Source organism: Thermophilibacter gallinarum (assembly GCF_014982725.1).
GTDB lineage: Bacteria > Actinomycetota > Coriobacteriia > Coriobacteriales > Atopobiaceae > Thermophilibacter > Thermophilibacter gallinarum.
Genome location: NZ_JADCJZ010000001.1, coordinates 816,938 through 836,038, shown reverse-complemented (window position 1 = coordinate 836,038; position 19,101 = coordinate 816,938). Strand labels below are relative to the sequence as shown.

Here is a 19,101-nt window from a genome sequence, read left to right as displayed (position 1 = left end):
CAATAGCGCCGCAACAACCTAGCCGTCTCTGAGCAAGCCTCCTGTTCAAGGCTCCAATTTGGAAAATGGATTCGCGCCTACCCTCAACGGGTTCACCGAAGACATAGAAAACGGGACGAACACCGTAAAACCCTCAGGGCTCGCGATTCATGAAGCACTACGAAAATCACTTTGAAATTATATCAGTTTATTAAACAACATGTAATAGATGTAGCTTGCCGATTTCCGACAGGCAAGAATCAACTGATTGGAGGATTTACAATGACGGGCGATAAACGGGCAACATTGGTTGCAGAGGGACTCATAGACTATCTCAAGAGTAAGGGCTGGCATGCCTGCACCTACAAGGAGCTCGCCGAACACCTCAACAGGTACCACAAGGAAGTGCTTGAAGGCTCAGATCTCCGCCCCTTCCACTACCGCAACCTGAGCGACCCTCTCGGCAGGCTCATGAGGAGGTGCCGGGACGCCGGACTCCCCTACCTCTCCGCCTTCGTGGTGAGGTCCGACTCCAAGCGGAAGCATTTTGAGGGCGCGCCGGGTCTTGGGTTCTACGACATGTACGAGACGCTGGGCAATCCCGGCGCTCCGGACAACGAGCAGCGCCGAAGGATCGCCGACGAGGAGCGGGCCAAGAGCCGAAGCGTCTCGCGGGAGGAGTGGCGCAAGGCATTGTGCGGCAAGGTAAGCGCCTAAGACGCGCGGCACGCACCTGTTTATAATCAACGAAATGTGGATTGGAGAGTCATGAAATCGCAGCGGATAATTATCTTTACCTGCTCGGCAATTTGCGTCTGTTCGCTCGTGCTTTTTCTTTCGACTCTCCCTCCCATTCCTCCCCTTTCTGACAATGCTGCGAACGACCTTCTTCTTGGTATCTTCAGCGGCGCACTCGTTGCGATACCCGTTGCCTACATCGAATATCGAGAACGGTTGCACGAGCTTGATCAGCAATTCTTCCCTTGCGCTGCCGAGCTGCTAAACACCGTTGCGGGGATTTACGAAATTACAGATGGCGAGCCTTTCTCCAATAACCTCCTGATCGAATTGCTCGAGAGCATGGAGAGACGCCGTTACTTACACGCCCTCTCTCCGCAGGGGGATGCAGACCACATCAACAGTGGCCCTGAATTCAGGCGTCTCTTACCCGACTGCGACGAAAACGCTGCCAGAGAGGTAGCGCTCCGGGCAGTGAAATGCAAAATCTTCGAATTAGACCGGTCTTCCTGGGCATATCTCAAGCTTCGAGACTATCGCTACCAGAGGCTCAATTCGCTTGGGCGGGCATACGGCTACATGCTCTGTCGCTTTAGTGCCAGGCAGCGGCAGGTTAACAAGCTTCTAGATCAAGCAGAGGCAATTCGGGAAAAGACGGAGCTCCATGCATCTGATATTGGCAACATCTGCATCTTCAAAAACTGCGAGTATAAAGACATGCTTGAACAATTCGAAGACATCCAATCAATCGTTGATTATGCACATGAGCATGGATGCTCATTATCTGTAGTCCTGCGCTCGGCTGTTTCACTGCAAAACGCTTGGATTAGCCCAGCTCGAGCAGACCGTCAGCACGAGAGGAATAAGGCGGCCACGGCATTCTTTCAGTTGTTTTACCCTCTCGTCTCTTCGTCATCTTGGCTAGAAAAGGGAGAAGTTCCCTCGGAGCCGTGGTGGTAGAGACACGCTCATATCTGCTAGCTCAAGCTGATGCAAGCTGAATGGCGTAGGGGAACGGCGTACCGTAAGAACGTTGCAGGTTGGCTGTCTAGCGTCGTTGGCGTTCGTCTCATGAGCGAAGCCGATATACGGTGGCAGAGCCCCTACCCTCGCTTGCTCTCAGCCCTCAGACGTTTCTCGAGGAAGTAGATTCTCACGCCTTGGTACTCGCTCTTCTTGGTTGTCTCGGACTCGAGGGCGTCCAGCTGCTTTTTACAGTGCGCAGGCACAGACTTTCCTCTTTCGTCAAGCCTTTTGAAATAGCGTCCCAGCTCGTCAATTACTGTCTTGCGATTCTTTCTGAGCGTCTCTTGATTCAGGTTGAGCGTCTTAGTCAGGTCGTCCATTATCTCCGACCGCTCGCTCCTGATTCTTCCATCTCGGAAGTATCTAATGTCCACGAGAGTCTGCGGCTTGAGCGGGTTCACGGTCATATGCTTGTTCCCCCGAGCCCGGTCACAGGTCAGCCCGTTCTTGTCGCGCTCAAATCCGTCACACACGACGAGCTTGTTCCCGTAGTCGACCGAAAGCGGGTCGTCGGAACCACGCCCCTCCGCCTGAGCGTCGTATCTGGGGTGGCCTTGACCTCTTTGATCTTGAGCTCCAGCTCTATTGGCGCAGCGCCCTTCTGAATCGGAATCATAGGCAGTCGACAATCTCAAGCTCGAGCGCGGTACGGGCGGCAACGAGGTCCGTGTCGTTCGGCCCGATCCCCCGTTCAAGGTCGTCGAGCATCTTCTCCGCAACGGCAAAATCGGGCTGCTCCATGCGGCTCAGCTGGTCGAGCTTGTCGTAGAACTCGTCAAACTTTCGCTGTATCTCCTCGGGGCGCTCGGGGGCACCCATAACGCTTTCGAGCGTGCGCCCCACGTCGCTCCCATACGTCTGGTCCGGCGGTAGCTCGGCACTCTCGCTCATGCCGCCCTCGCCCCCGCTGAGAACCCGGACGTGCTCCGACCTCACCGACGAGACGACTATGGGGGCATGAGTGGTGACGATGAACTGCACGTTAGGAAAAATCGAGCGAAGGTCGCCGAGAATCTGCGCCTGCCAGAGGGGGTGCAGGTGGAGGTCGACCTCGTCAATAAGCACGACACCCGGGCTTTCCAGGACCCGCTCGCCCAGCATGGGGTTGAGCAGGGCCATGCGGTACGCAATGACCGCGATCATGCTGAGGGTGGTCCTGTATCCGTCACTCAACAGGCCCATGGGCATTCTTCTGACGCCGCCCTCGCCGTCGAGATACGTGACCTCGATGTCGTCGGTGTCAAAGTTGTAGGAGACCTCGACGTGATCCTTCTTGGTGATTCTCGCAAAGCACTGCGCGACAGCCCTTCTCACAGCTGCATAAAGGGCGCTTCTCCCGTCTGGCGAAAGACCCTGCGCCCGCCGTGCGTCCTGCACGGCCATTTTGAAGAACCAGGAGAGCATTTGATCCTCGTTCGTCTCCGCGTCAAGCGCGTCGCGATAGCAGTCCAAGCGAGAGAAGCGCTGCTTGCGCTCGGACTTGCGGCACTTCTTGGCCCACAGGCGCCCGGTTCCGTAGTACGACACGACGGGGAGCACGAGATTTGTGTCTCCCTCCTGTACGCGTTGGGCTATCTCCTCGGACCAATTGACCATAAAGCCGGCGTCACCGTAGGTTGTTTTTCCCTTTGAGGTGGTGAGGCTCCTGGTCCAGGTGCCGGACTGCATATTCTCCGAGATGTCCCCAGAATCCGTCGGCGCGACAAAGCCCCGAGCCGTGACCTCAACCGGATACTGCCCCTGCAGGTCAATCGTCTCGCCGTAGTCAAAGGTCTTCACGCGGACGTCCGAGCGAAGAATCGACCTGGTTGGGATGTTGTCAAACTTTATGAAAAGCGTACCCACCGCGACCGATGCGGCCGACAGGAGCGACGACTTGCCGGACCCGTTGTTGCCAATGAGGACGGTCATGTGGTCGTCAAAGTCTATGGAAAACTTCTCAAAGCGGTGGAAGTTCCTCAGGTCCAGGCTCTTGAGGCGAAGCACGAGCTCCATGGGTCCCCCAGACTATTGGGCGGTCGGTTTGCGTCCCTTTTATCAGTAGGGTGACAAGACAAGAAATGCGCGCCTTGTCACGCCGCGTGGGGCCCCGGTTGCCCGGGGTCCCATTCGTATTGTGAGGCGAGCCGCGCCGCCCGCCGTTCTTCTCGTCCGTCGTTCTCCCCTCTGAATTAACGCGCTAAATCGAGCAAGCGCGTTATTCTCAACTGCGAATATAGAAATCTGTGCCTAATCGAGCGCGTTAATTCGCGTCTACCATGAGTGCCTCGAACGAAGAGGAGTGTGTGGGACGCGGTTCTTGGGATATCGTGCACACTCTGGAGGTACCTGCGTACCAAAGTTCGCCAACGAGGAAATCAGCGCTGAGGACCTCGCCCTTGATCACCGCATGGACATTTCCGGCTCCGTCTATGCGCGCATGAAGGAGCTTGGAATCACTCAGAACGAGCTTGCCGAACTCTGCGACATGGACAGAAGCCAAATCTCACGCATTATCACCGGCAAGCAGAACATCACCCTGAGCACGCTCGCAAAGCTTGAGGTCGCCCTGTCCTTCAGGATGGACCAGGGGTTCACGTATCAAACAAAGCAGCTTTTCGTTCACGGTTTCTCAGTTTCTGTTCCGAAGCAGAAAGAGCAATCGAAACTCAACTGGAACACGTCCGACTGGACAACCACCACTAACTTCTCGGTGGCCAAGGTACTTACGTTTCAAGGGGAGGCGGCATGAGCAGCGGCGTACTCGCTCCTATCGTCATAGACCACCTCTGGGTCTCCGACATTCAGTTCAGCATCCTTGGCGACCCAGCAGAGAACATGAGGCTCAACGTTCAAGAGCAGCACCGCATAGAAGCTGCGACGAAGGACGAGTCGGGCAGCTATCACCTCGAGGGGTCGCTTCTCGTTACCGCCGACCTTGTTGACGAAGCCAGTCCCGAAAGACCCCTTGTCCACTCCCATGCCGAGATTCGCATCTGGGTGTCGGTTCCTGCAGCGATTGACAAAATCGGGGAAGATCCGCAGCGCTATCTAGCGGCAAACGCCATATCCATTGCCTATTCGCACGCTCGCTCCTCAATCATGGTCCTGGCCGGAATGTCGCCGATCCAGTCCTTTATCCTGCCGGCCGTTCTCCCCTACTCCATCCTCGACGAAGGCGCGAACGGTGAGCCGGATTCTTCTGAGGAAGAGTGAGGGAGCCATCTCCCGAACCTCGTCGCGCCAAGTGGGGCCTCGGTTGCCCGGGGTCCCTTTCGTGCTGGAGGGCGAGCCGCGCCGTCCGCCGTTCTTCTCGTCCGTCGTCCGCGCCTCTGAATTAACGCGCTAAATCGAACAAGCACGTTGTTTTCAACTGCGGATATAGAAACCTATATCTAATCGAGCGCGTTAATTCGGGACCACCATGAGCATAGAGACGGGAGATGGGTCATGGTTCCGCATCACAGAGAGATTCCGGACGTCCTGGCCCAAAGGATCTTCAGGGAGGCTGGAATTCGTTAGGACGCGCCGAGAGGAGCACGCATGCGCTTTGGGGTTTACGAGTTCGAGGTGTTCCAGGAAGAAGGCTACTACCTTGCCTTTCCCTACGACCTTGAGGGAGGCACCCAGGGTGAGAGCTTCGAGGACCTCTGCCTCATGGTTGCCGACTGGCTCAAGGTGACCATTGAGGAGTACGAGGTGAAGGGCCTCGAGCTCCCTGCGCCCACGTTCGGGAACGTGACGCGTCACGGGGGCACGAACATGGTCTTTGGCGTCTCCGCCGGTTTGGAGACCATTGAGAAGGTGACGGCGTCCGAGGCGGCGCGCATGCTGGGCGTCACGCAGGGCCGGATCTCGCAAATGGTCAGGGACGCGCGCCTCTTTGGCTGGAGGGAGGGACGCAACTCCTACGTCTCGCTCGACTCGGTGAGGGCGCGCCTCGAGGAGAGGCCGCGCGCGGGCCGTCCGTGCAGGGCCGTGGTTGGGGCGTAGGCCAAGGCGCCGCGCCCTACCCGAAGAGCTCCGCGTCCAGCGCGGCGAGCTCGGCCGGCGGCGCGGACGGGTCGCAGCCGAAGGACTCCGCCACGGCGCGCGCCTGCAGGCGACGTAGGCCGGCAGCGTCCTCGTCGCCGGCGGCCTCGTAGAGGCGCGCGAGGCGCTCGAGCGCGTAGCAAACGCAGGCGGCCACGGAGTCGCCCATGCCGGAGAGCACCATCATGGTCACGAGCGAGTCAGGCGCGAGCGAGAGCGCCGTCGCGTGGTCGAGCTCGAGGAGCTCGCCGATCTCCTGCTCCGTGGCAACGAAACCGTCCTTCTCGCCCGCCGCCGCGCGACGCAGCGCCCAGGAGACCCCCTCCACGAACTGACCGATTATCTCCAGGACGTAGTCCCTCTGCAGCATGAGCGCTCCTCTCGACGGCTCACAGCATAGCGCAGCGCGCTACAGGAGCGCGAGGGTGCGGCGACAGTTGGCGGCCACGGGCCCGAAGAGGTGCTCGCGGAGCTCGTCGGCGCCGGGGAGGTCCGCTGACTCCTCGAAGACCTCCTCCATGGAAACGGGAATCTCCTGCGCGAGGTCGGCCACGAGGGCGCGGCATGACTTCAGCGTGAGGCCCGCGCGATTGAGCAGCGCGGCGAGCTCGGGATCGCCCGCGCCCATATAGCACTCGAGCGCGCCGGCGCCGATGCGCCCCACGCGGTTCTCGCCTCCGACGGACATGGCAAGGCGCAGGCGGCGTCGCAACTTCTCATAGGCAAGGCCGGAGGCGACGTCGTACATGGGGGCGAGCATGGCGGCACCGCCGGCGCCCAGCAGCAGGGAGTAGTTCTTTGCGTGAGCGTCGGGCGCCCCGACGAGCGCGTTAAAGAAGAGCTGGTGAGAGAATGTGAGCAGGTTAAGCTTGCGACGGCTCGTTCCCGCCAGCAGTGGCAGTATGTCGCGCACCGACGGACCGCCGTCCTCGGTGTACTTGCAGTCCGGCATGACGGAGAGCGCCTGGCAGAGGTCCTCCTGGTGCAGGCGCACCACCCTGCCCGAAGCGTCTCTCACGCGGTCGTAGCGCTCAACAATCAGCGCGGGCTCGTCCTCGAAGAAGCGATAGTCCACATGCGCCGTGGCCACGCCGCAGCGCTCGGCCGTGCGCATGCACACGTACTCGTTGAGCGCCTGCAGCCTGAAGCCGACGACCCCGTTCTTGAATATGTGCGTGGTGGGCGCGGCGCCGCGGCACTCGTACCAGCGGCCGCCCTCCCCCGCAAGCGCGAACTTCCCTTGGTTGCCGCCGAGCGACCACCGCTCCTCGAGGCCCATCCACGAGACCTCGGGTTCGTCGCGCACGGTCTTGAGACGCAGCGCAATCTCGCGGTCCGTGAGCTCACGAAGATCGTCGCCGCGCGCGAGCGCCTCGTCCACGCGATCCGGCGCACAGAGCTGCACGGCACCCGGACAGTCAAGGCCAATGTGTGCGAGCAGCGTCACGGGGTTGTTGGCACTCACCCCGAGCTCGCGGCCAATGGCGCGCCGCTGGAGCTCGCTGTCTGGCAGCAGACCAAAGAGGTAGGGCCGCAGCACGTCGGGACCGTAGACGCGGTTTGAGACGGGCATAGAGAGCGAGAGGGGCGGACCCTGGTAGCCCTCGTCATAGGTGAACGTCATGAGACCGTGCTCGTCTTGGTGGACGGTCCCGGCAGCCACGCCGGAAACAAGGACGCGAAGGTCGAGAACGGCCATGGCTAGATCGCCTCCTCAGGAAGCGAGATTCCCATGTCATTGACGATGAAATCCCTGAGAGCGGCGCCGTAGTCGAGAAGTCCGAACTCACGGTTTCGACGTGTGGACACCGGCGCGACAAGGCTCCTCTGGGGTATCGGCGCAGAAGCGGCAACGCTCACAGGCGACGCGATCTTCTCGCCCTGCGCCGCGAGCGAGAGCCCAAGGGCGTCGAAGACCGCGAGCAGCTTGTCGAGCCTGATTCCCGTGGCGTCGCCCAGCTCGAGCGAGGCGAGCAGCCGCTCGGAGACGCCAGCCGCCGCCGCGAGCTGCGCGCGCGTGAGGCCCTGGGCCTCACGTGCGCGGCGCACGTAGATCCCGGCCTGACGGGGTGCTGAAATGGGCATGGTGTCCACGTTCTTCTCGCCTCCCTGTGCATGCAAAGTTTTGCGTATTAGTCTATCTGCAAAGTTTTGCATGTCAAGCGAGCCGGCTCATTTGCCGAGACGGAGCGTTTGCAGAAAACATCGCCAAAAACCGGAACGTTTTCTGCATTTGCTCCGTCTCGCCGAACATGGCGGCGAGAGAAGCGGGGGAGCCGAGAAGAACCGCGCTCCCCTACTCGCTGCGGAGGGCCTCCACGGGGTCGCGACGGCTGGCGGCGCTGGACGGGATGAGGCCCGCGACCAGCGTGAGCGCGACGGAGATGCACACGAGCGCCAGCGCCGAGCCCGCGGGGAGATTCATGATCCCGGCCACGTCGAAGTCCGCGAGGACCCAGGCGTTCACGGGCACGGACACTGCCACGACCACGGCGATCGCAAAGACGCCCGAGATCAGTCCCTCGATGAAGGTCTCGGCGTTGAAGACGCTCGCGACGTTGCGCTTGGAGGCGCCAATCGCGCGCAGGATGCCGATCTCCTTCTTGCGCTCGAGCACGCTGATGTAGGTGATGATGCCGATCATGATGGAGCTCACCACGAGCGAGATGGAGACGAAGGCTATCAGCACGAGCGAGATCATGTTCACGATGTCGGTGACGCTGCCCATGATGACGCCCACGTAGTCGGTGTAGGTGATCACGGCGTCGTCGTTGCCGGCGGCGCGCTGCTCGTCGTTGTAGACGTCGATGAGGTCGACCACGCGCTCCTTGGCCTCGAAGTCCTTGGGGTAGATCTGGATCGCGGCCGGGTCGTCCGGCGTGGCGTAGCCGAGCGTCTGGAGGTTGTTGTCGTAGGTGAGCTGGGACGCGTTGGCGTAGCTCTCCATGAGCGAGGCCAGGTCCTCGGCGTCCATGTTGAAGTGAATGGAGCTCGCGAGCGCCTGACCGTCCACGGAAAAGGCGCTCTGGAGCTGCGCGAGGCCGCCGGCCACCTGGTCGGCGTACTGGGAGAGCAGCTGCGTCATGGCGCTCTGGAGCTGCTCGGAGACGGCCGCGCCGATCTGCGCGGACATCTGCTGCACGAAGGACTGCAGATACGGCGCGAGCTGGCCTGAGACGTAGTCGGAGAGGATCTCCTGGACGCGCTCGCGCACGGCGGGACCGGCGACCTCCTCGATCTGCGCGAGGGTGGCCTGGGCCTCGGGGGTCTGGAGGTAGGTCGCGAGGTGCGCGACGAGCTTCTGCGCGAGGTCGGGGTCGTCGGGGTCGATGCCGTCGGCCTGCTTCATGAAGCCGCCGATGAGCTGGCTGGCGAGCTCGGTGACGTCCTCGACCTGCTCGGGCGTGAGCGCGGGGTCCGCGAGCTCGTCGTCGAGGATCGAGGAGAAGTCCGGCGCCGGCGCGCCCGCCACGAGAGAGTCCATGTCGATCTGGCCCGCGACGCCGGAGAGGTCGATGTCGAGGCCGGAGAGGTCCAGGCCCGAGGGGTCGAAAGCGCCCTGGAGCGCGCTCGTGTCGAAGGAGAAGGCCGAGCGCAGGCCGTCCTCGTCCACGGAGAAGAGGCTCCCCAGGTCGACGCCCTGGCGCGCCTCCTCCTGCAGGGTGTCGAAGGACTTGCCGGTGAAGATGTCGACCTCGGGGTCGGCGAGCTGCTGCTGGACGATCTGGGAGTCAGCGGCGCGGTCCATGAGCACCTGGGTGAGCGCGGGCGTGTAGGCGATGCCGGCCGAGAGCGCCTTGGCGTCGGAGCTCTCGTTGGGGCGCACGACGCCGACGACGTGCAGGTCGAGGCCGGCCTCGACGGCGCTCGCGACGAAGTCGGCGTCGGAGGACATGTCGGTCCAGCCGCCCGTCTCGGCGTTTCTGCGGTAGAGGTCGGAGGGGCTCAGCACGCGGAAGTCGAGCGCGAGGGCGTCGTCGTAGGTGAAGTCGACGTCCGCCTCGTCGATCTGGGTCTCCCCCGCCGTGCCGCTCATGGCGGAGTTCACCATCTCGGTCAGGTCTGCCGGGTCGAGCACGCCGATGCCGTAGAGCGTGTAGTCGGAGATGCGGCCGCTCTGGGTGAGCACGAGCACGCACTCGTCGGCGGCGGTGGCCCAGCGGCCGGCAACGACGTCGTACTGGGACTCGAGGAGCTCCTGGTCGTCGATCATCTCGTTGAAGACGCTCATCCCGCCGCCGGTCATGCCCGCCGTGGCGGTGCCGGACGCGCCGCCGGTCATGGCCGTGGAGAGCGCGTTGGGGTTGAGCTGGACCGCCCCGTCAGAGGTGTCGGCCTTGTAGACGAGCGGCGTGAGGCCGTAGTCGTACTGGATGGCGTTCACGTAGGAGTCGAGGTCGTCGGGGTCGGACTCGAGGTAGCTCTTGAGACCGGAGAGGTCGTTGGAGCCCACGGAGGCGAACATGTCCGTGAGCATGGTGAACTCGGGGATCTGGTCGGGGTCGTCGTCCTTCTCGCCCGCCTGCGCCTGGGCCGCGTCCTCCGAGAGCATGCCGGAGATGTCCATGCTCTGCTTGGTTATGGACAGCGGGTAGCTGGAGAGGGTGTCCTCCTCCACGCGGGCGATGTAGTCGTTGACGCCGTTGGCCAGCGCGAGGATCGCGGCGATGCCGATGATGCCGATCGAGCCCGCGAAGGCCGTCATGATGGTGCGGCCCTTCTTGGTCATGAGGTTGTTGAACGAGAGGCCGAGCGCGGTGAGGAAGCTCATCGAGGTGCGGCGGGCGGCCTTGGCCTCGCGACGCGGGGCGGAGGCGGGGTCGAAGGGGTCGGAGTCTGCGGTGACGCGGCCGTCGGCGAGCTCCACGATGCGCGTGGCGTAGCGGTGCGCGAGCTCAGGGTTGTGCGTGACCATGACGACGAGGCGGTCCTGGGCGACCTCCTTGAGCAGGTCCATGACCTGCACGGACGTGGCGGAGTCCAGGGCGCCGGTGGGCTCGTCGGCGAGCAGGATCTCCGGGTCGTTGATGAGGGCGCGAGCGATGGCGACGCGCTGCATCTGGCCGCCGGAGAGCTGGCTCGGGCGCTTGTTCACGTGGTCGGCGAGGCCGACGCGCGCGAGGGCGTCGAGGGCGCGCTGTCGGCGCTCGGCGCGGCCGACGCCCGAGAGCGTGAGCGCGAGCTCGACGTTGGCGAGGATCGTCTGGTGCGGGATGAGGTTGTAGCTCTGGAACACGAAGCCGATGCGGTTGTTGCGGTAGGCGTCCCAGTCGCGGTCCTTGTACTCGCGGGTGGAGATGCCGTCGATCACGAGGTCGCCGTCGTCGAAGTGGTCGAGGCCGCCGACGATGTTGAGCATCGTGGTCTTGCCGGAGCCGGAGGGGCCGAGGATTGCCACGAACTCGCTGTCGCGGAAGGCGACGGAGACGTGGTCGAGCGCCACCTGCGTGAATCCAGTCGTGACGTATTGCTTGCAGATGTCCTTGAGCTCGAGCATGGGGGTCGGGTCCTTCCGGGGCGTTCGGCAACGTTTCTACGGTACCCAACTTGGGTCGCGGGATGCGCCGATCTTCTCGGCTTCAGCGCGAATTCACGGAGCCGGGGGCGCGGGCGGCCAGTACGCGATTTCCCACGTTTTGGGCGGGCGTTTCGTTGGAAGTCGCGTATTGCGCTGCGTCGATACGTGATTTCCTGCGAAATCGAGGGCGGAAACAATGGAAACCGCGTACTGGACGAAAGACCGAGAGGCTTCGCAAAACGGGCGCTCGTGATGAATCGAGAGGTCGGGTCATGCAAAACTGACGCTCGTGATGAAGGAATTAGAGGCCGAGCGGGCCAAGGAACGGTGGTTCGTATTCTTATATTTCTTTTACCTCGCCATATGTTGTTTCGAACTTGTCTCGAAATGGGTGGAGGTCGAAAAGACTCATCACGAGCGAGCGTTTTGCATTCGGGCACGTCGAAATTCATCACGAGTGGGCGTTTTGCAGAGCGAGACGGCTCGTCGGCGGCGGAATCATCACCCGAACGCGGTCGTGGGGTCGGATAACGTGCAGATGGCGCTAGTACGGCGGAGGTGGGCGTGGAAGTGGGTGTCGGAGCCGCCGGGCACCTCGGTGAGGCCGGAGCCGACGAGCTCGAAGGGCGCGCCGGCGGGGCTGGCGAGAAACGCCCGGATGACGGCGTCGTTCTCCTCGGCGAGCACGGAGCACGTCGCGTAGACGAGCCGGCCGCCCGGGGCGACGTGCGCCGCGGCCGACGCGAGCAGCTCGGCCTGGAGGGCGGCGAGCTCGGCGGGCGCGGACGGGTCGAGCGACCAGGCGATCTCCGGGTGGCGGGCGAGCGTGCCGGTGCCGGAGCAGGGCGCGTCGAGGAACACGAGGTCGAAGGTGCCGAGGTCCTCGGGCAGCGCGCGGCCGTCGGCGCAAACGCGGCGCACGTGGTCAGCGACGCCGGCGGCCTCCATGCGGCGGCGCGCGAGCTCGGACTTGCGCGGGCTGACCTCGACGGCCGTGATCTCGCACGGGCCGCCCGCGGCGATCGCCGCATTTTGGAGCAGCAGCGTCTTGGTGCCGCGGCCCTGGCCGACCTCGAGCACGCGCTCGCCGGGCGCGGGCACGCAGGCGAGGGCGACCTCCTGGGCGGCGAGGTCGCAGGGGATGACGTCGGCGCGCTCGACGAGGCCCGACGGCGCGAGGCGAGACGGCGCGCCCAGACGGTACGACCGCGGCAGCGGGCCCTCCTGCGGCTCGCAGCCCGCCTCCTCGAGAGCGTGGAAAAGTGCCTGTCCCCTTTGCACGTTGGCGGCGACCCAGGGGGCGGCGGGCTCGAGGGCGGTCAGGGCGCGGGTGCCGACGCGCTCGGCGAGCCACTCAGGTAGCGCGCCAACGAGCGCCAGGTCAGAGGTGTCATAGGTGCCCGCGACGACGCGGGCGCGCGCGTCGGCGACGGCCGCGACGTCCTCCTCGGCAACGCGGCGCAGCACGGCGTTGGCAAGGCCCGCCGCCCGAGGCGCGACCGAGCGGACGAGCTCGACGCCCTGGCTCACGGCCACGTCCGAGCGCGTGCCCAGGTAGACCAGCTCGAAGGCGGCGATCCGCAGCGCGTCGCGGACGCGCGGCTCGAGGCGCGCGCCGCGTCGCAGATGGGCGTCGACCATGACGTCGAGCGCACCCTCGGCGGCGGTAACGCCCATGACGAGCCTGACCGCCAGGCCGCGGTCGCGCTCGTCCAGCTCCGACAGCGCCTCCGAGCCGCGCAGCAGGTCGCGCGCACGGGCGCCGCGCCGGCGCCGCTCGCCCGCGAGCGCGAGCGCCGCGCGCCGGGCCGCGGAGAGCCGCGCCACTACGCGCGCCCCCAGGTCAGGCCGTCGCCGCGCAGGCCCGCGGCCCACGCGGAGGCCTCCATCTCACGCTTGCCGTCCGGCTTCACGCGCAGGACCTCGAGCGAGCCGTCGGCGCAGCCGAGCCAGACGCGCCCGCGCCCCACCGCGACGCCGCCCGGCGCCACGTCCTTCTCGCCGACCCGCGCGGCGCACACGCGCACGCCGCGACCGGCCACCACGCAGCGGGCCGGGGCCGTGTCACCGGAGGCCTGCACGCGCAGGGCGTTGGCGCACGCGCCGTCCGCCGGGTCCAGCATGAGCTCGCGCTTCTCGATCTTGGCCGCGTGCGTCACGAGCGCCTCGTCCTGCTCGACCCAGACGGCCGTGCCGTCCACCACGGAGGGCAGCGTCTCCACGAGAAGCCCCGCACCCACGCGCGCGAGCTCGGCCGCGAGGGCCTCGGTGTCCTTCTCCCCCACCGTCACGCTGGCCTGCGCACAGTACGCGCCGGTGTCAACGCCGTGGCCGATCCGCATGATGGAGACGCCCGTCTCCTCGTCGCCGGCGAGGATCGCGCGCTGGATCGGCGCCGCGCCGCGCCAGCGCGGCAGCAGCGACGCGTGCACGTTCACGCAGCCGCCGGGCGCCATCGCGAGCACCTCGTCGGGCAGGATGCAGCCGTAGGCCGCCACGCAGAAGACGTCCGCCGCGGCGGCGCGCAGGGCGTCGGCGACCTCCGGCGTGATGCGCGAGGTCTCGACCACGGGCAGCCCCAGCTCGAGCGCGCGGGCCTTCACCGGCGACGGCACGAGCGCCCTGCCGCGGCCGCGCACCGCGTCCGGGCGCGTGAGCACGAGCGCCACGTCGCACGTCTCGGCCAGCCGCTCGAGCGACGGCACGGCGAACTCCGGCGTCCCCATGAAGACGACACGCAGCCTGGTGTCAGCCATGCGCGCCCCCTAGGCCTCGGTGTCGCCCGGGCGGGCGCCCGCGGCAAGGGCGGCCTCGTAGGCGCGCTCGGCCTCGGCGCGCGCCATCGGAGCCAGGTGGTCGAACATCGTCACGCCGTGGACGTGGTCGATCTCGTGCTGCAGGCAGACGGCCATGAGGTTGTCCGCCGCCTCGTACTGCATGAGGTCACCGTCCAGGTTGCGGGCGCGCACGACCACGTGGCTCGGGCGGCTCACGCGCACGCTCACGCCCGGGAACGACAGGCAGCCCTCGCTGCCCTCGACCTCGGGGCCGTCGGCGGTCACGACCTGCGGGTTGATGAGCACGTAGGGGTTCTTCTTGGAGTTCTTGCCGGCCCAGTCGACGTCGATGACCACGATCTGGCGCATCTCGCCGATCTGCGGGCCCGCCAGGCCGCAGCCGTCGGCGGCGTACATGACCTTGAGCATGCGCTTGGCCAGCGCGCGCACCTCGTCGTCGATCTCCTCGATCGGCGCGCACTCCTGCGCGAGGCGCGGGTCCGGCGAGAGCACGATCTCCTTGAGCTCGTTCATGGTCCTCCTTCTGCCGCGGCGGGCGGTCCCGCGCGGCCGTCGCTACATCATGTCGTACGCGTCAACGTCCACTGCCATGTTAATACCCCGGCGGCGCGGGATGCTCGCGGCGCACGAGCCGAGAAGCCCGCCCAGGTCGGCGTCGGCCGGCGCCTTCACCATGACGTGGCGGCGGAACTGGTCCTTGGCGCGCGCCCGCAGGCAGTCCGCAGGGCCGAGCACCTCCCAGCCCGCGGCGTCTCCCAGGCGAGCGCGCAGCGCCGCTGCGAGCTCGTCGGTGACGGCGCGCACGTCCTTCTCGGCACGTCCCCAGACGGTGACGTTGGCCAGGCGGCTGAACGGCGGGTAGCTGGCGCCCGCGCGCTCGGCGAGCTCGGCGTCGAGAAAGACCGCGCGGTCGTGGGCCGCCACGGCGCGGATGGCGGGGTGGCTCGCCCAGTAGGTCTGCACGATCACGCGGCCGGGCCGCTCGCCGCGGCCCGCGCGGCCGGCAACCTGCTCCAGCAGGTCGTAGGTGCGCTCGGCGGCGCGGAAGTCCGGCAGCTTGAGCACCGTGTCCGCGTTGATCACGCCCACGAGCGTGACCTCGGGGAAGTCGAGCCCCTTGGCGATCATCTGCGTGCCCACGAGGACCGCGCACTCGGCGGCGTCGAAGCGCTCGAGCAGCTCCTGGTGGGCGCCCTTGGCGCGCGTGCTGTCCGCGTCCATGCGGATGACCTCGACGTGGTCGGGCAGCAGCATGCGCAGCTCGTCCTCCACGCGCTGGGTGCCCACGCCGTAGGCGGCCAGGTAGCGGCTCCCGCAGTTGGGACAGCTCGTGGTGGGGTCCGGGAAGGCGCGCACCGGCCAGCTCCGCCCGCAGCTGTGGCAGACGAGCCGGTGGCCGCGCTCGTGGTAGGTCAGCGCGCACGAGCAGTGCGGGCACTCGGGCACGCAGCCGCACTCGCGGCACATGAGGAAGTTCGCGAAGCCGCGGCGGTTGAGCAGCAGCACCGCCTTCTCGCGGCGGCGCGCGACGTCGAGCAGGGCGTCGGCGAGCGGGGCCGAGAAGACCGAGCGGCCGCCGCCGCGGAACTGCTCGGCCATGTCCGCGACCGTGACCTCGGGCAGTCGCGCGCCGCCGGGCCGCTCGCGCATCTCGACGCGCGTCCAGCGGACGCCGCGGAACTCGCCGGCGCGGCAGCGAGCGAGGCTCTCGAGCGAGGGCGTGGCCGAGCCCAGCACGAGCGCCGCGCCGCGGGCGCGGGCGAGCTCGGCGGCCACCTCGCGCGCGTGGTAGCGCGGCGACTTGTCCTGCTTGTAGGAGCCCTCGTGCTCCTCGTCGATGATGATGAGGCCGGGGTCCGCGAGCGGGGCGAAGAGCGCCGATCGGGCGCCCACCACGACGCGGGCCCGCCCGCTGCGGACGAGGTCCCACTGGTCGAAGCGCTCGCCGGCGGAGAGGCGGCTGTGGAGGACGGCGACCTCGTCGCCGAAGCGGCTGCGGAAGCGGCCCACGGTCTGGGCCGTGAGGCTGATCTCCGGCACGAGCACGAGCGCCCCGCGGCCGTCCGCGAGCGCGCGCTCGATGGCGGCGAGGTAGACCTCGGTCTTGCCGGAGCCGGTCACGCCGTCAACGAGCACGACGTCGCCGCGGCCGACGGTGCGGGCGCGCTCGATCGCGTCGAGGGCGGCGAGCTGGCCGTCGGTGAGGCGCTCCGGGCGCGGCGCGGCAGCCGAGGAGAGCGTCGTGTCGTCGGTGCCGCGCACGCGTCGGCGGTGCGTGACGTCCACGACGCCGCGCTTGGCGAGCGCCGTCACGGCGGCGGCCGCGCCGGGGATGGTGGCGGAGAGCTCGGCCACGCGCTGCGGGCCCTGACGCAGGGCCTCGATCACGGCGCGCTGGCGGGAGGCGGAGCGCACGGGCTCGTAGTCGTTGGCGGCGGGCGTGAGGGCGGCCCAGCGGTCGTCCACGGCGCCGGTGCGCTCGGTCTGGAGCTCCCAGGGCGCGTCGTCGGCCGCGCGCGTGACGCGGACCTTCTGCCCCGGGGCGAGGAACGGCCGGACGGCCTCGGCCGGCGGGCAGGCGTACTCGCGCGCCATCCAGGCGGCCACGCGGGCGGCGACGTCGTCGAAGGCGCTCGGCGCGAGGACCTGCTCGACCGCGCGGATCTTCTCGGGCGCGACGCCGGCGGACGGCTCGTCGCGGACCGCGACCACGTAGCCCACGGCGGCGCGATTGGCGAAGGTCACGAGCACCGTGGCGCCGACGACGGCGTCCGCGGCGAGCTCGGACGGCACGGCGTAATCGAAGGCCGCGTCCAGCGCGCGCGTGGGTATGTCGAGCACGACGCTCGCGTAGGGCATGGTGGCGGGCCTCCGTTCTTCTCGGCAGTCCATTGTACCGCGGGCGCGGGGCCGGCCCCGGCTGCGGCAACATGGCGCTCGTGAATTCACGAGAGGCGTCTTTGGTGGCGTTTGGGCGCAGAAACCCCCGCTCGTGAATTCACGAGCGGGGGTTGGAGACAAAAGGCCGAGAAGGACGGGGCGCCGACGACCTTCATGCGTGGGGAAGCGCGCTAGACAACGGACGGCCCATACACCAGGGCAAGCACGTCCACCGTCTCCCCGTCGTAGCGATATACGATGAGAAACGTCGAGATGGCGATTTGGCGAAGCCCCTCCCCGTACAGGTCGGTGAGGCAGGGCCTCACGCGAGGAGAGCCCATCTCGGGAAATGTCTGGAGGCCGGTCAGCGCATCCCTGATTCGCGCGAGAACGCGGTCGGAGTACACCTCTCCGAGCGCCGAGACGAACTCCTCGGCGATGCGCAGCCTCGCACTAGGCACGCTTGCTCCTCAGCGCATCCGCGGCGTCGAACGCCTCGTCGACGGACGTCACGAACCGGCCGGCATCGATGTCCGCCAGGCCGCGGCCGACGGCCTCCGAGAGCCGGGCCTCGAAGGCGGCGTCCTCCCGCTCCTGGGCGATCCGACGCTCGAAGGCCTTCTCGCTGCAGAACACGTAGGCGCCGGCGCCCTGCTCGGTGATGCGGACGACCGAGTCCCGGGCGGCATCCTTGACCTGCGAGGGGTTGCGCTGAAGCGTCGTCATCGAGTAGATGGGTTCCATATGGGAGCATCCCTTCTCGTCGCTGCGGCAAGCTACGTATTAACAGATAATCGTCTGATATATTAGCAGATTTACAAGGGGCCTGCGCACGGGACGGAGCCCCGGCTGCGGCAACTTGGCGCTCGTGAATTCACGAGAGGCGTCTTTGGCGACGTTAGCGTGCAGAAACCCCCGCTCGTGAATTCACGAGCGGGGGTTGGAGACAAAAGGCCGAGAAGGACGGGGCGTCGCGGCGGCGCCGAGTTCACAACGCAAAGAGCTTCAGTTCCGACGCTTCTTGACAGCCTCGCGTATGCCGTCCTTGGCCGAGCGGGCAGCGCTCCCCCACCCGCTCGATAGGCGCTTGCCCCGCGCGGCCATCGCGCCCATCGGCACCGAGACGTTGATGCCCAGCAGCATCTTTGCCCCCAGGAAAAACGCCAGGAGCACTAGGATCGGAATGACACATGAGGTCACAATCATGAGTGCAAACTGCTCGATGAGGTTGTTCACCTGCTGAGTGAAGCCCTCAATGGCACCCGTGACTCCGTCAGCGACGTTGCTCGGGATGTTCACGATGAAGTCTACGATATCGAAGCCCTCCTCGGATCTGGCCTCCGCCTCGGCCGCTGCCTCCGCAGCGGCCTCTGCCTGCTGCGCCTCAATCGAGAGCTGATAGGTCTGGTCGAACATGTCGGTCACGGCAACGCTCGCGGGGACGATTAGGACCAGGACAATGCCGACCACGGTCAGGCGGATAGCAAAGTTGGCAAACCCAGCTGCGAAGACTGAACGTCTGAGCACTACGGCGCAGACCGCGAGCAGGGCCGCTATGGGAATCAGCCCGCCGAAGGTCACGACGCCAAAGACCGTAAGCAGGTACTTCTCAAGATAGAGCACGCCGAGCACGATGCCGAGCGACGCGCTCATATCCATGAGCTTGTCGGAGAGCGCGGAGCCCGTGTCGTCAGGCAGAGCGGAGATACCGGCAGAGAGTGCCGTCGAACTCGCAATCATAGCCGTGACGTTGGCCTTCTTCTCGTCGATGGTCTGCGTGATGCTCGTGTAGGTCTGCGGGTCCGAGAAGTGCGGTCGCGCCAGAAAGAACGAGCCGAACGCAGCCAAGACGAGAAGGACGCAAATCGGAACCCGAAAGCGTTCCACAAAGGCGAGGACCGGATCAGCGGCTCCCTCAACTACAATCTCGCCCTCAATGGGGAACCCGTCCTCCTCGAGACTGCCCGGAATAGGCTCCCTCAGCTGGGTCTCGCTCATGTTCGCTCCCTCCTCGTGAGACGCCGGCCTCGAACTGCCCTTCACGGCCACCATGATATACGTTGCGAAGCGCTCTCTCCTCGCCGCGAGAGGCGAAGAGAGAGCGACATTTATGCCGGTAAAGCGTCGAACGCTCCCACGTCAGGAAAAGGG

18 protein-coding genes are annotated in these 19,101 nt (G+C 65.8%); 5 read left to right on the top strand and 13 right to left on the bottom strand.

The genetic code is table 11. The features are described from left to right. Positions 1-285: 285 nt before the first annotated feature. Positions 286-696, top strand: a complete 411-nt coding sequence (locus INF26_RS03905; RefSeq protein WP_193529392.1) for a hypothetical protein — start codon at positions 286-288, stop codon at positions 694-696. A 51-nt stretch (positions 697-747) separates the two neighbouring features. Beyond that, positions 748-1,677: a hypothetical protein gene (locus INF26_RS03900; RefSeq protein ID WP_193529391.1), complete on the top strand. Its 930-nt coding sequence runs from the start codon at positions 748-750 to the stop codon at positions 1,675-1,677. Between the two features lie 143 nt (positions 1,678-1,820). On the opposite strand, the gene INF26_RS03895 is transcribed toward INF26_RS03900, so the two are convergent. Both INF26_RS03895 and INF26_RS03890 read right to left on the bottom strand, forming a co-directional pair. Beyond that, positions 1,821-2,150, bottom strand: a complete 330-nt coding sequence (locus INF26_RS03895; RefSeq protein WP_193529390.1) for a hypothetical protein — start codon at positions 2,148-2,150, stop codon at positions 1,821-1,823. Positions 2,151-2,355: 205 nt separating this feature from the next. After that, positions 2,356-3,738, bottom strand: coding sequence for an AAA family ATPase (locus tag INF26_RS03890; RefSeq protein ID WP_193529389.1), 1,383 nt, complete (start codon positions 3,736-3,738; stop codon positions 2,356-2,358). A gap of 304 nt (positions 3,739-4,042) precedes the next feature. Between INF26_RS03890 and INF26_RS03885 the strand changes: the two genes are divergently transcribed. The 3 genes from INF26_RS03885 to INF26_RS03875 all read left to right on the top strand — a co-directional run bounded on the left by INF26_RS03885 (position 4,043) and on the right by INF26_RS03875 (position 5,715). Continuing rightward, positions 4,043-4,474, top strand: a complete 432-nt coding sequence (locus INF26_RS03885) for a helix-turn-helix domain-containing protein (protein ID WP_193529388.1) — start codon at positions 4,043-4,045, stop codon at positions 4,472-4,474. Further along, positions 4,471-4,938, top strand: coding sequence for a hypothetical protein (locus INF26_RS03880; RefSeq protein ID WP_193529387.1), 468 nt, complete (start codon positions 4,471-4,473; stop codon positions 4,936-4,938). Before INF26_RS03885 ends, INF26_RS03880 begins: the two co-directional genes overlap by 4 nt. Before the next feature lie 327 nt (positions 4,939-5,265). Beyond that, positions 5,266-5,715 (top strand): type II toxin-antitoxin system HicB family antitoxin, encoded by a 450-nt coding sequence (locus tag INF26_RS03875; protein WP_193529386.1) that lies wholly within the window; start codon positions 5,266-5,268, stop codon positions 5,713-5,715. Positions 5,716-5,731: 16 nt separating this feature from the next. Here the strand turns inward: INF26_RS03875 and INF26_RS03870 are convergent, their stop codons facing one another. The 11 genes from INF26_RS03870 to INF26_RS03820 all read right to left on the bottom strand — a co-directional run bounded on the left by INF26_RS03870 (position 5,732) and on the right by INF26_RS03820 (position 18,948). Continuing rightward, positions 5,732-6,124: a hypothetical protein gene (locus INF26_RS03870; RefSeq protein WP_193529385.1), complete on the bottom strand. Its 393-nt coding sequence runs from the start codon at positions 6,122-6,124 to the stop codon at positions 5,732-5,734. A gap of 39 nt (positions 6,125-6,163) precedes the next feature. Beyond that, a complete protein-coding gene (locus INF26_RS03865; RefSeq protein ID WP_193529384.1) occupies positions 6,164-7,453 on the bottom strand; it encodes a type II toxin-antitoxin system HipA family toxin in 1,290 nt (429 codons plus the stop codon). Between the two features lie 2 nt (positions 7,454-7,455). Continuing rightward, positions 7,456-7,839: a helix-turn-helix domain-containing protein gene (locus INF26_RS03860; RefSeq protein WP_193529383.1), complete on the bottom strand. Its 384-nt coding sequence runs from the start codon at positions 7,837-7,839 to the stop codon at positions 7,456-7,458. 211 nt (positions 7,840-8,050) lie between these two features. Further along, positions 8,051-11,251 carry an ABC transporter ATP-binding protein/permease gene (locus INF26_RS03855; RefSeq protein WP_193529382.1) on the bottom strand — a complete coding sequence of 1,067 codons (3,201 nt, stop codon included), beginning with the start codon at positions 11,249-11,251 and terminating at the stop codon, positions 8,051-8,053. 522 nt (positions 11,252-11,773) lie between these two features. Beyond that, a complete protein-coding gene (locus INF26_RS03850) occupies positions 11,774-13,099 on the bottom strand; it encodes an RsmB/NOP family class I SAM-dependent RNA methyltransferase (protein ID WP_193529381.1) in 1,326 nt (441 codons plus the stop codon). After that, positions 13,099-14,013, bottom strand: a complete 915-nt coding sequence (gene fmt, locus INF26_RS03845; RefSeq protein ID WP_193529452.1) for a methionyl-tRNA formyltransferase — start codon at positions 14,011-14,013, stop codon at positions 13,099-13,101. Before fmt ends, INF26_RS03850 begins: the two co-directional genes overlap by 1 nt. Before the next feature lie 24 nt (positions 14,014-14,037). Then, entirely contained in the window at positions 14,038-14,583 is a 546-nt protein-coding gene (gene def / locus INF26_RS03840; protein ID WP_193529380.1) for a peptide deformylase, read from the bottom strand. Positions 14,584-14,625: 42 nt separating this feature from the next. After that, a complete protein-coding gene (priA, locus tag INF26_RS03835) occupies positions 14,626-16,929 on the bottom strand; it encodes a replication restart helicase PriA (protein ID WP_193529379.1) in 2,304 nt (767 codons plus the stop codon). Positions 16,930-17,141: 212 nt separating this feature from the next. Further along, the gene (locus INF26_RS03830) at positions 17,142-17,411 is read right to left on the bottom strand and encodes a type II toxin-antitoxin system RelE/ParE family toxin (protein ID WP_193529378.1); all 270 of its coding nucleotides are present in this window, start codon (positions 17,409-17,411) and stop codon (positions 17,142-17,144) included. Further along, positions 17,404-17,694, bottom strand: a complete 291-nt coding sequence (locus INF26_RS03825; RefSeq protein WP_226371823.1) for a hypothetical protein — start codon at positions 17,692-17,694, stop codon at positions 17,404-17,406. The genes INF26_RS03830 and INF26_RS03825 overlap by 8 nt, the downstream gene beginning before the upstream one ends. Before the next feature lie 261 nt (positions 17,695-17,955). Next, positions 17,956-18,948, bottom strand: coding sequence for a hypothetical protein (locus tag INF26_RS03820; RefSeq protein ID WP_193529377.1), 993 nt, complete (start codon positions 18,946-18,948; stop codon positions 17,956-17,958). Between the last annotated feature and the right edge of the window lie 153 nt (positions 18,949-19,101).